Below are 13991 nucleotides of genomic sequence, written 5' to 3'. Positions count from 1 at the left end.
ATCTTACCACTCGTGTGCGTGACCGAAACGTGCCTGCCTGCCGTGTGATCTCGTGTCATGAAGCCTTATTCGTGGTGCTTTCGGCGGTGATATTCGAGTTTGTCCATGACGCTGCCGGTGCACGGGAACAGTACGCGCTTCAACGATCCTCACGCAGCGGACCCTGATCCGGGCGCGTGATATCGAGGTAAGCGTCGACCGCGCTGCCGATGGTTGGATGAAAGCACGCGTCGGGAAAAATCGGCGTCAGCTCGAAGCGTCTGAGCTTGTCGCGGACGGGATCTTTCATCTCGGCAAAGTGCATCTCGATGCCGCGATCCTTCAACGCCCGATGCAGCTCGCGCAGCATGTCGGCGGAGGTCACGTCGACGCTCGTTACTGGCTCAGCCGTGACGACGACGCGCCTCACCCGGGTGGGCGCCTGATCCAGCGCGTCGATCAGGCGGTGCTGAAACAACTCTGCGTTTGCGAAGAACAACGGCGCATCCCAGCGAAACAGAAGAAGTCCGGAAATCTGTTCGGCGTTCGGGTAGCGCTTCAGGTCGTGATAGCCGCGCAATCCCTCCACCCGCCCCAGCACGGCGAAATGCGGACGCCAGCCGTCCCACAAGAACTCGATCACCGCGATCACCACGGCGATACAGATCCCGGGTATCGCGCCGAACAGGACGACCCCGACGAAGCAGCAGAGGGACAGCCAGAACTCCCATTGCTGGATGCGATAGATGCGCTTCAGGTCGCTGAACTCGAATAGCCCGATCGCCGCAGCGATCACGACGGCTCCGAGCGCGCTGTTCGGCAGATGGCGAAGCAGATTCGGCGCGGCGAGCAAAACGGCCGCGACGGCCAGCGCGCCGACGATGCCCGTAACCTGGGTTCGCGCTCCAGCCGCTTCGGCGACGGGCGTGCGCGAAGAGCTGCTGCTGATCGGAAAGCCCTGGAAGAGGCCGGTCGCGAGATTGGCGACGCCCAGCCCGATCATTTCCTGATTCGGATCGACGCGCACGTTGGCGCGTGCCGCAAAGGTGCGCGACAGCACGCTCGTGTCCGCGAACGCGATCAGCGCCACGGCGCAGCCGCCCAGCAGAATCCGGACGATGTCGGCGCCGCTCGCCCACGGCAGCGAGAACGAAGGCAATCCCTGCGGAATGGTCCCGAGCACCTTCACGCCTTCGCGTTCGAGATGAAACACCATGACGCACAAGGTTGCGAGCACGACCGCGATCAGGATGCCCGGCACCTTGTCGAAGCGCCTCAGGAGCAGAATGAGCACGAGACTGCCTGCGCCCACGGCAAAGCTGGACCAGTTGGCTTGCCCGGCGGCGATGCCTCTGGCGAGGTTGAGCAGATCGCGCAGCGGACCCTGGTCCTCGATGGAGATCGCGAAGAGCTTGGGCAACTGGCTGATCAGCACCGTCAGCGCGATGCCGTTCATGTAGCCGTAACGGATCGGCTTGGAGAGCAGCTCTGTGACGAAGCCGAGCTTCAGCATGCCAAAGACGACGCAGACGAGACCCGAGACGATCGCCATCATGCCCGCGACGGCGATGGCGCGCGAGGGATCGCCCGACGCGCCGATCACGACGACCGCGAGGACCGGCGCCGCGAGCGCCGAGTCCGGGCCGAGCACGAGAATCCGGCTGGGGCCGAAGATCGCATAAGCGAGCAGCGGAACGATCGTCGCGTACAACCCGCATACGCCGGGGACGCCCGACGCCTCCGCGTACGCGATGCCGACCGGCACGAGCATCGTCGTCAGCACGATGCCGGCGATGATGTCGTTCTTCAGCCAAGCTGCGCGATAGTCCCGCAACATCGTCACGATCGGCAGATGGCGCGTCCAGCGCTTGATGGCGGCCGTGGCTGTCTGACGTGAGTGAGCCGTGTGATCGGTTTCCATGGATCGGCGCTCGTGAAGCGTTCAATGAAGAAAGTGCCCCGGCACGCGCAGCGCGGCGACGGCCATATCGATCAGATCAAACGCGATCGCGAGCATGACGGCGCAGAACACGCAGATCACGGGATGGATTTGCCAGTCGCTCACGGCAACCCGCGCTGGTGTTATCGCATCGGCGGCGCGATGCGGTTGTCACCTGCGTGCCGCATGTTGCGAATATCTGTTGATGATGATATTCAAGTTATGCGGTCGATCCGAAGCAGCGCTCGATCCTCGACGGGGCAGGTGTCGATGGGATACATGCCTTCAACAATTACAGCATCACCGGTTCGATTGCAAACCACGATGGAGGCAACCATGCACAGAAGAGACTTTCTACAGTCAGGTGCCGCAGCGCTCGCTGTCGGCGGCCTTGCCCTGGCGGGTTCCCAAATGATGATCCGTGACGCCGCTGCCGCCGAGTCCAACGCCGCGAAGCGGCAGGCAATCGACGCCAAGGTTCAGGCAACCCTGTCGCGGCTGTACGTGGCGGTCAAGGGTTCAAAAGAACTCATCGCCAAGGCGAATGGCGTGCTGGTATTTCCGTCCGTGATCAAGGTTGGCTTCGTCGCCGGTGGGGAATACGGTGAAGGTGCGTTGCATGTAGGCGGCAAGTCGGTTGGCTATTACAGCACGGTAGCAGGCTCGTTCGGCCTGCAGGCGGGTGCGCAATCGAAGGCCATGATCTACGTATTCATGACGCACGAAGCGCTCAACAGCTTCCGAAATTCCAAGGGCTGGTCGGTTGGCGGCGAAGGTTCCGTCGCGCTGCTGAAGGTCGGAGCGAACGGGGAGATCGATACAACGACGGCCACGGCGCCCGTCGAAGCGATCGTGCTGACGAATGCCGGTCTGATGGGCGACGTGTCGCTCGCGGGCACGAAGGTTTCGCGGCTGAAAATCTAAACGATGCTGCCGATTTAACTATGCACGTCAACCACTAGCGAATCGAGGCAAGCCGCTTGTGATCGAGTCTGATCACGTGTTGCGCGGCGCGTTCGGTTATGTCGTCCATGGTGGCTCCAGTGATCTCCGATGCAGGCACCCGATGCGAAGGCGTTGACTGTTCTTCCACCTCGCGTGACATGTCAATTGATCTGGATCAGCCCACATGCGCCTGACACCGCCGTTCTCACATTCATTCGGGTGCGGGCTCGACTTCGGTTGCAGACCAACTGATGCTCGATACCCCTCGCTCCATGCTCATCCGACTGGCCATTCGCTCAAGCCTTGCCTGGTCTTTCGGATGCATGCGAATCGTTGCCGTAACCTTGATTTGTGTTGGCTCGCTACCCGTGTCCTCGCTGGTCAGGCTCTGGAACGAAAGCGGTTGTGATTCCATTGCGTTCGATAACAGCGTGCGAATATGAATTTCATCTTCTTGCCGGCCGACGACACTCAGAACGTATTCGCGCACCAGATCCGCGCTGGAAACCGGCGTGGAATTGATAATGCGGCTCAAGTCGCGCAATAGCGTATTAGTGACGAGCACCACTCCTGTTCCCGCGAACGCAGGTCCGTAGTGCCCGCTGCCGCATAAGACGCCGACGGCTGCGGAACACCATAACGTGGCCGCCGTGTTGATGCCTTGTATGGAGCCTTTGTCGCGCATGATGACGCCCCCGCCGAGGAAACCTACGCCTGACACGACGTACGCCGCAATCTGCGTTACGCCGGCTTCGCCGTTGCCTGTCAGCATGCCAAGGGTGACGAACAGACAGGCGCCACTCGCGACGAGCGTGATGGTGCGCAAGCCGGCAGTGCGTTGACGAAGCTGGCGCTCGAGCCCGATAGCAACGCCGCAAGCAAACGCGGCCAACAGGCGCAATACGAAATCGATGCTCATCGATGCGATGTCTCTTTCTTCTTTAAAACCTGAAATCGTCTCACGACAGTATGTAGCTGGCGTGAATGTTCGATAGCGAGCCGATCCGCGTAGTCGCGGTGAGCCATCAGTCTGAGGTTAGAACTCAGTCTTTCTCAGGGTAAGCAATGTACCGGATGATCTTCCAGCTGCCGTCGGGCTGGCGGCCGAAGACATCGAGACCCGTCTCATCGTTCGACTCCTGTTTGCCGTTCCCGGCAAGAGTCGATCTCCACGTCAGGCGAACGATCGCGAGGTCACCGGAGACAATGATCTCCTTGATCTTGAGCTCGTAAGAAAGCGATTGCGTAGTGTCGACCAGTGCTTGGCGCAGACGGGCACACAGCAACGGGTAGGTCCGCTCGGGCGCGCCTTGGAAATCGTAACGAAGATCGGGTGCGAAGAGGTCGCAGATATGCGCGGCACGTCGTGCGTTGAAATCCACGCGCCACTGTTCCAGAGCGGAGCGGATGGTGCTCGCGGGATCATTGTCGACCGTCGCTGCATTCAGCACGCAAGGGAATAGGGTAAGGGCAACGCCCACCGTGGCGATGCGGAGGAACAGTCGATTCATTCCGGCTCCCAGTGTACGCGTGCGCAGCATTATTAGGATTCCAGCAGACAATTGTAGTACGCGGTCCCTCAAAGCATAAAGCTTCGGTCGACTTCAACTCTGATCTCTCTGAGCATCCAGCTTGATTGTTGCCGGTTGGACAACACCCTGTACGCATTCGCGATGCTACTGGCGTTCGCCGCTCATGAGTAGCATCTGTCACACGGTCGGTCGAAACACGAGCAAAGCGAAGCGCCAGATTCGCGGTCGTGCTTGTGTACCGACCGCCCAGCGCGGCCAACCCCTCGAAGGAAAAGGAATACTGCAATGAGAGAACTAACCCGTAACGTGCGACCAGTCGTCACCAGCTTCGGCAAAGAAGGCACAGGCGAACTCGTGTCTTCCCGCTACGCGGTGCGCGTGGGTGACGTCGATGTCGTGCTGATCAGCGATGGCATTCTGCCGCTGCCGACTTCCACCATGTCCACCAATGTGAGCGAAAAGGATCGCAACGAATGGTTCGATGATCGCTTCCTGCAACGTGATACGTTTGACTGGGCGCTGAACATCGCGCTCGTGCGCAGCGGCGAACGCCTGATCCTGATCGACTCGGGCGTGGGCGACGGCTTCGAATACTTCACGCGCGCGGGTCAGTCGGTGATGCGCCTGGAAACGGCTGGCATCGACCTGGCAGCGATCACCGATATCGTGATCACGCATATGCACATGGATCATGTCGGCGGGCTGAACGTTGACGGAGTCAAGGCCAAGCTGCGCCCCGACGTGCGCATTCACGTGTCGGCCTCGGAAGTGGAGTTCTGGAGAAATCCGGACTTCACAAGGACGGTGATGCCGGAGACGGTTCCTCCCGCGCTGCGCAAGGCGGCCGCGAAGTTCGTCGAACTCTACAGTGAAAATATTGTGCAGTTCAATCAGAGCGTGGAGGTCGCGCCAGGCGTGAAGGCGCGCGTGACGGGCGGGCACACACCGGGACACTGCGTCGTGGATGTAGCATCGGACGGAGAAAAGCTGACTTTCGTAGGCGACGCGATTTTCGAGGTCGGCTTCGATAATCCCGATTGGCAGAATGGCTTCGAGCACGATCCTGAGTTGGCCGTGGACGTACGTATCGCGCTGCTCAACGAAGCCGCTGAAACGGGCGCCCTGTTGGCCGCTGCACATGTCGCGTTCCCGTCAATCGGTCACATCGCAAAGAACGGTGACGCCTTCCGCTTCGTACCGGTGCAGTGGGACTACTGACGCATTCCCCGCTTGCAGTCGTCTTCATATATATCGCCCGGACGGAAGGATCAAGCGCGGTAACGCTAAAATCTAGGTTTTAGCCCGGAATACGTGCATGTCTTTTGCCTCGCTTGGCCTGATCGATCGGTTGCTGCGTAATTTGCAGGACCTCAATTACCAGACACCTACGCCGGTGCAGACCAAGGCGATTCCTCCCGTGCTCAGCGGCAGGGACGTCATGGCTGCGGCGCAGACCGGCACTGGCAAAACGGCGGGTTTCGTGCTGCCGCTGTTGCAACGACTGGTGCAAGACGGTCCGGCGGTGTCCAGCAACCGCGCGCGCGTGCTCGTGCTGGTGCCCACGCGTGAGCTGGCTGAACAAGTGCTGCAAAGCTTTATCGATTACGGCAAAGGTCTCGACTTACGGTTTCTGGCCGCCTACGGCGGCGTGAGTATCAATCCGCAGATGATGAAGTTGCGCAAGGGCGTCGACGTGCTTGTTGCCACGCCCGGCCGTTTGCTGGATCTCAATCGCCAGAACGCCGTGCAGTTTGATCAAGTCGAAACGCTGATTCTGGATGAAGCCGACCGCATGCTGGATCTGGGCTTTGCGCGTGAACTCAACGCCGTCTTTGCTGCCTTGCCCGCTCGGCGCCAAACCCTGTTGTTCTCCGCCACGTTCACCGATGATATCCGCGCCATGGCGGCAAGCATCCTGCGCGACCCGGTCAATATCAGCGTCAGCCCACCCAATGCCACGGCCAGCAAGATCAAGCAGTGGGTGGTGCCGGTGGATAAAAAGAACAAGCCTGAGCTCTTCATGCACCTCGTCTCCGAGAATGACTGGGAGCACGCGCTGGTGTTCGTCAAAACCCGCAAGGGCGTGGATTATCTGGCGGCCATGCTGGATGAAGCGGGCTACGCGGTCGATACCATCCACGGCGACAAACCGCAACCCGCGCGCCTGCGTGCGCTGGAGCGCTTCAAGTCAGGCGAAGTACGTATGCTCGTAGCCACCGATGTGGCGGCGCGCGGACTGGATATCGATGACCTGCCGCTAGTGATCAACATTGATCTGCCGATCGTGGCGCAAGACTATGTGCACCGTATTGGCCGTACCGGCCGCGCGGGCGCAAGCGGCGTGGCGGTGTCCCTCGTGTGTGCCGATGAAGCGCCGCAACTTGCTGCGATCGAAGCGCTGATCCGGCATACGCTGCCCCGCGAGGAAGAGCCGGGATTTGAAGCAGAACATAGAGTGCCGCAGACCAGTGAGACGGGCCAGATCATCAGGAAGCCCAAAAAGCCCAAGAAGCCGAAAATGCCGCAGGCCGCGCCTGGCGCCATGCAGGCGCTCGGCAAAAAAATGCCGATGCAAAGCGGCGAAAAAGCGCGGCGCGTTGCGACCGCAGATAAAGGCACAAGCTTGTCCAGCGGCAATCCATTCAGCGTGCAAAAGCCATCTGGAAAACGCGCGAACAAGCCAGCTTCGGGTTCACGCAAGCCGGCTGGCAAATCCGTTGGGGGGCGCGGCAAACGCCAACCCTGATTTGTCTGGATAACTAACGCCAGCATTGGAGCAGACTGGAGGTTTGCCGCCTGCTGGCAAGCAGCGGCGCGAATTCGGCGTGTATCAGGCGGCGGGTTATGGCGCACTCAATCAAGCGGCCTTGATCAATTGGAAGTCGCATTGATAGCCCCGCGAAAACCTGGCGACCAAACTGCAATCGCATCGGTCGGCATTGGGAAAATCGCCGGCACATCCTAAGATCAGATACAGCAACCCGAGGGCGCGACTGCAACAGTGCGCCATAACGTTGCGAACTGCGTCGTCCCGTACCTTGCAAGGCACGCCGAGGAGTTCTCAACAATGAAAACAAGACTGACCGGTTCTTCCCGCCTGCTCGTCGCCGTGGCGTTTTGCGTCTGCGCATGCCATGCGGTCACTGCGTTATCCGCGGAGATTTCCGGCGCCGGCTCTACCTTCGTATATCCGCTGTTGCTGAAATGGGCGGCCACATATCATACGAAGACGGGTCAGCGCGTCGACTATCAGCCCACGGGTTCGGGAAATGGTGTTCGACAAATCAAGGCAGCCAGAGTGACTTTCGGCGCCTCGGACATGCCGCTCATGCCCGACGAGTTGCGAGCCGCGGGACTGGCCCAGTTTCCTGTCGTGATTGGCGGTGTTGTGCCCGTCGTGAATCTTCCGGGTGTAGGTCCGGGACAGATTCGCCTGTCCGGGCCGCTTCTCGCCGACATCTACCTTGGCAAGATCGTCTACTGGAATGATCCGGCTATCGTCTCGCTCAATCCCGGTGTTGCCCTTCCGAACCTCAAGATCGTCGTCGTGCATCGGAACGAGAGCTCCGGCAGCACCTTCAATTGGGTGAGCTTCCTCTCGCAGAGCAGCGCTTCCTGGAAATCCAGCGTGGGTGCGGCTACGACTGTCAAATGGCCGACCGGCGTCGGCGCTACCGGCAACGATGGAGTCGCGACGTACATCAAGAACGTGGAGGGCTCGATCGGTTACGTCGAACTGACTTACGCGCTGCAACGGAATCTGGCTTATACGGCTGTGCAGAACCGAAGCGGGACTTTCGTGCAACCGTCGCGCGATAGCTTCAGCGCGGCCGCAGCAGCAGCGGACTGGAATGATCGGCCAGACTTCTATCAGATCGTGACCGATGCGCCGGGCGAAAACGCATGGCCGATTGCCGGCGTGGTGTTCGTTCTCGTGCCGAGAGAGGCGAAGGACCCGGCTGCATCCAAAGCCGTGCTGGCTTTCTTCAGATGGGCGCTCAATGAAGGGCAAGCCGACGCCGATGCCGAGCACTACGTGTCGTTACCTGCCGCGCTCGTCAAGCAGATCGAAGCTTACTGGAGTCAGAATATCAAGTGAGCCTGGGAAAACCTATGCAGCACTTGCACTACTTCCCGCGACCGTTCTTTCGCTTCTGGCTCGCCAGTTTCACGATGTCGTCCGTTGGCGTGCTCGTCAGGAGCCGCCGCATCTCGTCCAGTTCTACCCAGCGACACTTGGATATTTCGTTGTTCGGACGCGGTTTGGCCCGGTTCGAGATGTCGCAGTAAAAGACGTGGTGATGTTTCTGCTTGCTCTTGAAGTCGAAGAGATATTTCGCCGACTTGCCGGACAGTCGCGTTTCTTCCTTGAGCTCGCGGAGCGCGGCATCGGCCAGATGCTCGCCACGCTTGAGCATACCGCCCGGCAGCGCCCATTTGGATTCCCTTGCAACGAGCAAAATCCGTCTGCCTTTTCGACAGATGACAGTGGCGCGTTTCTTCAAGTTTGAACTCCGCGTTTTTTTCTATGTGTCGATGCCCGCGTGTCTCCGGCAATGCGCGCGGATTTGCGTCAAGCGGCAGAGCGCCGATAGCTTGGATGTTCACGCGCGATGCGCGCAGCAATGCTATTACAAAACCGGATGCACTTGCCATCGATTAATTTGCGGGTGAGCGCAATAAATCTGGCTGTCTGACATAAAAGTTTCATCGAGCCGAAAGCGAAGCGCTGTATTCAAGGCTCGGTCTCGGCAACTGCGGACTCGGGCGTCTGGCCGCAAGATTGCAGTATGAAGACGGTTTTGTGACTTCGTATCGCGAGACGCGAAGTTGCTGTGTTAAGGTCTGGGCAAAATATATCTTCTGTCCGACCCGAGGTTTGAATGGATATGGATGGTGACTGGCCCTTGCCACGCCCGAACACGCTCTTCAAGAATGATCGCTTGACTGCGAGTTCATTGCTTTCAAGACAGAGCACGATCGCCAGTACGTTTTCTTTTCTCGCTACACCGGTGGTAGCCGAGGCGGTTCAAAGGGCGAAGGCGCTGTCCACGACAAGCGATGCCGAGGGGTTTCATCAACTCCGCGTGGCTTTCAGAAAGCTTCGCGCGTTGTTCTGGGCGTATTCCCCATGGCTCGGGGAGGAGGCGACCGCGCAGGCCGTCGAAGAATTCAAGCGTCTCGCTGCGGTAGCGGGTGGAACGCGTGACTGGGACATCGCTGGCGATCTCCTGAAAGCTGCCCAGGAGTCGCGCGCATCGATCGAATTGCTCGTGGCGGCCGCACGCGAGAAACGCGCGCAGGCGGTGATGCACAGTCAGGCGATGATCAAGTGCGATGAAGTCGAGGCGTTCCTGAACGACGTCTTGCTACGTGCGCAAACGACGCTGCAGTCGCGTTGCAACGATCTCCCCATCCAGGCATTCGCGGAGGAGCGCGTCCGGCTGGCGCAACGCGCGCTTCGCAAGCGGAGCAGGCGTGCAGCACGTAGCGAGACCGCGCACGAAGAGGATCTCCACGACGTTCGCAAGGCGGGCAAGAAGCTGAGATACCTGCTCGAGTTCTTTCAACCCGTTATCAGAGGCGGGCACAGCCGCACCATCAAGGAATTGACGTCCGTGCAGAACAAGCTTGGACTGTTCAACGATATTGCCGCCAGTGAGGCACTCATCCGCAGCGCCTCGTTCGACGAGGTTCCGCACCCGGTCGTGCGGGAATCGCTGCAATGGCTGGAAAAACAGAAGCATCGCCGAATGCGTGCAGCATCACGGCGAGTTCGAGCGATCGCTGGGTGAGTCCATCCCGAAGGCGCTCGAAGGTGTCACGTTCGGCTGGTATAAGCAAGGAGTCCAACCGTGCAGGAGATGCATGTTGAGCCCGTCCACTACTCAGAATCGCGCAAGGCATCCATTCGAAACCCTGTTCGTCGACTTAGGCCGACACTCGCCTGACAAGGCGCTCGCGTTACTGACTGTAGCTATGCGTGAAGAGCCGCGCGATACCAACGCCTATGAGTGGATCACAAGGGTTCTTCCCGGCGCGACGCTCAAACCCGCGCTGGCATTCGGTTCAATCGGAGAACTCTATCGGTCTTACACGCGACCGGCGGAATTCGAGAGGCTGAAGCACGTCCTCCGCGCATAAGAACTGATTCTTTGATCGACTACAAACGTTCGCCGGCACATGCCGGCTCTGCCTGCTGCTCGATTCGCCGCACGCTGACGCGGACGTCCATGTTCATGAAGTCCTGCGCGTCACCGAGCCAGGAACCGCACACTGGCGCGGCCTGTTCGGGCTTGCGCGTGAACGCCACGCGAATCAGGTCGGTCCCGCCGACCAGTGAGTTGGTCGGGTCGTATGGCACCCAACCGGCTCCTGGCAAAAAGACGTGCAACCATGCATGCGTCGCGCCGGCGCCTGCCACGAGCGGCTCGTCGCGGCTTTCAACCTGTCGCGCGCCCTGCTGCAGTCCCGTATTGCGTACCGCTGGCGGAGCCGGCGTATCGAGCGCCCGATCGTACAGATACCCCGACACGAAGCGAGCGGCGAATCCCAGTCCCCGCACTACCTCCATCATCAGCAGCGCGAAATCCCGACAGGTGCCGCTGCGCCTGTTCAGTGTCTCGGACGGATGCTGAGTGCCCATGGCATCACGCGACTGGTACTGGAAGTCGCTGCGGATGGCTGCGTTGATATTGGCCAGGATGTCGCGCGTGTGGATGGTGCCGCGGCGGGGGAGAAACTGCGCCGTCCAGTCGCGCAGCAGGGGCTGATCGTCTGGATATTGCGGCGGGAGGAAGGGCGCCAGGTCGAGCCGGTCTTCGTCGGTGTATTGGAACGGATAGTTCTCGGCTTCGGGCGCCAGCGGCAACTCCAGATTCTTGACGCCGAAATGCTCGATCACGAAGCGCGCGCGGAATTCCAGCGTTTCGGCGGGCACCCGTGGTTCGACGATCGCGACCGAATTGGAGAACACGTCCTGCATCCAGAACTGTGTGCTGTGCGGCGACACCGCCAGTGTGGCCGACAGCACGCGGATGTCGTGCGCGGCGCGCGGCCGGAACATCACGCGGTGCGGGGAAAACTCCACTGGCTTGTTGTAGCGATAGGTTGTGACGTGCTCGACTTCGAAAAAGACGGACATGTGCCACCTCAGCCGGGCGCCATAACATTTGATCAAGATACCATCATTGACGCACCAGGTACCGCCAGAGCGCCATGCATTCGGCATCGGCAATCTGATAGCGGGGCATCGACTTGCGAAGCAGGACGCCCGCCGGGTCGACCCCATCCTTGACCGCGCGGCAGAAGGCCGTCACGTCATAGTGGCTGATCGGACCTCCACGGCGAGGTGTCGCGGCGAGCAGCGAGTCGTGTGTCAGCGGTGGCGCAAAAGCTGCCGCCGTCGACGCGCCCGCATGACAATTGACGCATCGAGTCGTCCAGGAAGGCAACGGGCGATCGTCGTCGCGCAGGTGCGCGGCCATCGGATGTTGTCCGTTGAATATCGCGCACCCCAGGCCGGCGGGTTCACATTCGGCCTGCGCACGCGCCGAAGGTGTCATCACGGCAAGGGCCAGTCCGATCGCGGCGGTTCGCGTCACAGAGCGAAATGGCCGCGCCATTTCAATGCACCAGCAGCACGCGCGAGACACTCGGCACGCCCTTCGCGTTCAGGGCGAACAGCATGTAATAGCCGGGGACCACGACGCCGGGATCGGAAGGAATGTTCAACTGATATTCACCCGCGGTACCTACCGTGAACGTCAGCGGCACGCGTCGCTGCTCGTTGTTCAGCGAATGGGTGACCGACGACGAGCGCATCAGCGCGAAGGCACGCATTCCCCTGCTGGCCGTCACCACGATCGTCGTGCCGAGTTGCGCGTCGGACGGCACGGACGTGAGACTGGGCCGGGACGCGGCTGACCCGTCCGCGTTGAGCAGATAGGGCGGCGTCAATATCTCCACGTCAGTGTGATTGGTCGCGCATGCCCCGCACAATCCGCCACCGCCGCTCAGCACGCGTCCGTCGTTCAGAAGCAGCGCGACGCTGTGATACGTGCGCGGCACGGCCTGAGCGGCGAGCGGAGAGAACGCATTGGTGGCCGGGTCCCACAGTTCCGGGGTGAGGATGGCGTTGTCGTCCGAGAAAGGCGCAGCAAAAGTCTGTCCGCCGATCACGACGACCTGTCCGTTCGGCAGCACGACGCTGTTGCTGAACGCGCGCTGGTAGATCATCGGCGCGATGGTCTGCGTCACCGCATTTCCGTTATTGATGTCGATGAGTGTCGCATTGGACGTGGCCTGCGATTGATCGTAGCTCGGTGCGCCTCCGACCGCGAGAATCTTGCCGACGTCGTACATGACGGCGTTGCCGTTCATCGCATCGCTGTCGCGACCCCGGTTGCCTGCCGCGGTGACATTGCCGTTACCGGCTGTATCGAACCAGTGCATGGCCCGGCTGGGTCCCGCGTGGAACACGCGTCCATTGGCGACCGCGAACAGCCATGCGTGATTGTCGGCGCGAAATACGCCCGCATTGTCGTTCGTGAGGATGGTGTCGTCGGTGATGGCGCCGTCGATCCGCCAGCCCGAACCCGGGGTCCAGGTTTCACCGGTCTTGCCCCCGAGCCCGCCGTTCCAGGAGCCGCCCACCAGGAACACATTGCCGTTGCTCAATGTCACGCTTCCCTGATAGCCGCGTGGAATGTTCATGCGATCGCTCGCGGTCCAGGCGTTCGTCGAAGGCGAATAAATGCTGGTCAGTCTCGTGCTCGAACCCCCGGTCACGAAAATCCGGCCATCGGGGAGATTGGCGATGCCCGGGCAGAACATGTCGTGACCGGTATTGCTCACGATCACTTGCTTGCTGTTGCCGGTCGATGGATTGAAGATCGCCGTGTAGGTCTTGCCCGGCGTGACCTCGCCAGTGGTGAAGTTGAGCGCGCTGTCCGCGGCCCAAACCAGTACGTTTCCGTTGGGAAGATTGGCGGCCTGCAACGGGACGAGCGGCATTGAGATGGGCGCCGTCCACTTCGAGGGCAATACGGTTCTCGGCACCGGCAAGCCGCTCACTTGCCAGGTCTGTGTCGCACTGCCATTGCACACCTGTTGCGTGAGCTGGACACCCTGAGAGGTCGTGCTCGACGCGCTCACGCACAAGCCGCTATGTCCCGCGACGATTGCGTAGCCCGCCCCTTGCGGTGTCAACGAGAAGGCCTGATTCAAGCCGCCATTGCAGGTCCACTGGATGATGGGGCCACCCGGGTCGCGGGCCTGGCCCGACACGTCCATGCACAGGCCGCTGTTCCGATTGACGAGGTTGTACCGGGTGCCGGTTGCAACCGGGAGCCATTGCTGGTTTGCGCCGCCCCAGCAGGGCCAGGAAATCACGGGCCCTCCCGGCGCCGTTGCTGCGCCGCTGACGTCCGCGCACATGTTAGTGCCGCTCAGCGTGATAGGGGCCGAGGTTTGCGCCCGGACAGCGGGCGATATGCCTGCCAAAGCCAGCGGCAATGCGATCAGCAGCAAAAAGCGCATGCATCGGACGAGCAGGCGGGCCGCGTCCCTCGTCGAACGAATTCCTGGCATGGTTT

Annotated in this window: 12 protein-coding genes; 5 read left to right on the top strand and 7 right to left on the bottom strand. The window is 60.8% G+C overall.

Going from position 1 to position 13991, the window contains the following annotated elements; all coding sequences use genetic code 11:
* Positions 1-139: 139 nt before the first annotated feature.
* Positions 140-1900 carry a SulP family inorganic anion transporter gene (locus BTHE68_RS22725; protein ID WP_162068561.1) on the bottom strand — a complete coding sequence of 587 codons (1761 nt, stop codon included), beginning with the start codon at positions 1898-1900 and terminating at the stop codon, positions 140-142.
* Positions 1901-2254: 354 nt separating this feature from the next.
* Here BTHE68_RS22725 and BTHE68_RS22720 point away from each other — a divergent pair, with 354 nt between their 5' ends.
* Positions 2255-2842: a BPSL1445 family SYLF domain-containing lipoprotein gene (locus BTHE68_RS22720; protein ID WP_162069149.1), complete on the top strand. Its 588-nt coding sequence runs from the start codon at positions 2255-2257 to the stop codon at positions 2840-2842.
* Between the two features lie 232 nt (positions 2843-3074).
* Here the strand turns inward: BTHE68_RS22720 and BTHE68_RS22715 are convergent, their stop codons facing one another.
* Positions 3075-3782 carry an MgtC/SapB family protein gene (locus BTHE68_RS22715; RefSeq protein WP_162068560.1) on the bottom strand — a complete coding sequence of 236 codons (708 nt, stop codon included), beginning with the start codon at positions 3780-3782 and terminating at the stop codon, positions 3075-3077.
* A gap of 124 nt (positions 3783-3906) precedes the next feature.
* Positions 3907-4374, bottom strand: coding sequence for a YybH family protein (locus BTHE68_RS22710; protein WP_162068559.1), 468 nt, complete (start codon positions 4372-4374; stop codon positions 3907-3909).
* 306 nt (positions 4375-4680) lie between these two features.
* On the opposite strand from BTHE68_RS22710, the gene BTHE68_RS22705 reads away from it, so the two are divergent.
* The 3 genes from BTHE68_RS22705 (at position 4681) to pstS (ending at position 8494) form a co-directional block, all read left to right on the top strand.
* Positions 4681-5613: an MBL fold metallo-hydrolase gene (locus BTHE68_RS22705; RefSeq protein ID WP_162068558.1), complete on the top strand. Its 933-nt coding sequence runs from the start codon at positions 4681-4683 to the stop codon at positions 5611-5613.
* Between the two features lie 97 nt (positions 5614-5710).
* Positions 5711-7141 (top strand): DEAD/DEAH box helicase, encoded by a 1431-nt coding sequence (locus tag BTHE68_RS22700; RefSeq protein WP_162068557.1) that lies wholly within the window; start codon positions 5711-5713, stop codon positions 7139-7141.
* A 321-nt stretch (positions 7142-7462) separates the two neighbouring features.
* Positions 7463-8494, top strand: coding sequence for a phosphate ABC transporter substrate-binding protein PstS (gene pstS, locus BTHE68_RS22695; protein ID WP_162068556.1), 1032 nt, complete (start codon positions 7463-7465; stop codon positions 8492-8494).
* A 28-nt stretch (positions 8495-8522) separates the two neighbouring features.
* On the opposite strand, the gene BTHE68_RS22690 is transcribed toward pstS, so the two are convergent.
* On the bottom strand, positions 8523-8900 hold the full coding sequence (locus BTHE68_RS22690) for an NUDIX hydrolase (protein ID WP_162068555.1): 378 nt from the start codon (positions 8898-8900) through the stop codon (positions 8523-8525).
* A 378-nt stretch (positions 8901-9278) separates the two neighbouring features.
* Here BTHE68_RS22690 and BTHE68_RS22685 point away from each other — a divergent pair, with 378 nt between their 5' ends.
* Positions 9279-10190, top strand: a complete 912-nt coding sequence (locus BTHE68_RS22685; protein WP_162068554.1) for a CHAD domain-containing protein — start codon at positions 9279-9281, stop codon at positions 10188-10190.
* A 368-nt stretch (positions 10191-10558) separates the two neighbouring features.
* Here the strand turns inward: BTHE68_RS22685 and BTHE68_RS22680 are convergent, their stop codons facing one another.
* The 3 genes from BTHE68_RS22680 to BTHE68_RS22670 form a co-directional block, all read right to left on the bottom strand.
* The gene (locus BTHE68_RS22680) at positions 10559-11539 is read right to left on the bottom strand and encodes a transglutaminase family protein (RefSeq protein WP_162068553.1); all 981 of its coding nucleotides are present in this window, start codon (positions 11537-11539) and stop codon (positions 10559-10561) included.
* A 43-nt stretch (positions 11540-11582) separates the two neighbouring features.
* A complete protein-coding gene (locus tag BTHE68_RS22675) occupies positions 11583-11882 on the bottom strand; it encodes a hypothetical protein (RefSeq protein WP_232078084.1) in 300 nt (99 codons plus the stop codon).
* 139 nt (positions 11883-12021) lie between these two features.
* Entirely contained in the window at positions 12022-13935 is a 1914-nt protein-coding gene (locus BTHE68_RS22670; protein ID WP_502710607.1) for an RICIN domain-containing protein, read from the bottom strand.
* Between the last annotated feature and the right edge of the window lie 56 nt (positions 13936-13991).

The organism is Burkholderia sp. THE68, from assembly GCF_009938265.1.
In the GTDB taxonomy this organism is placed as follows: domain Bacteria; phylum Pseudomonadota; class Gammaproteobacteria; order Burkholderiales; family Burkholderiaceae; genus Caballeronia.
Note: the sequence above shows the minus strand (reverse complement) of the source record. Positions and strands in the feature narration are given on the sequence as shown.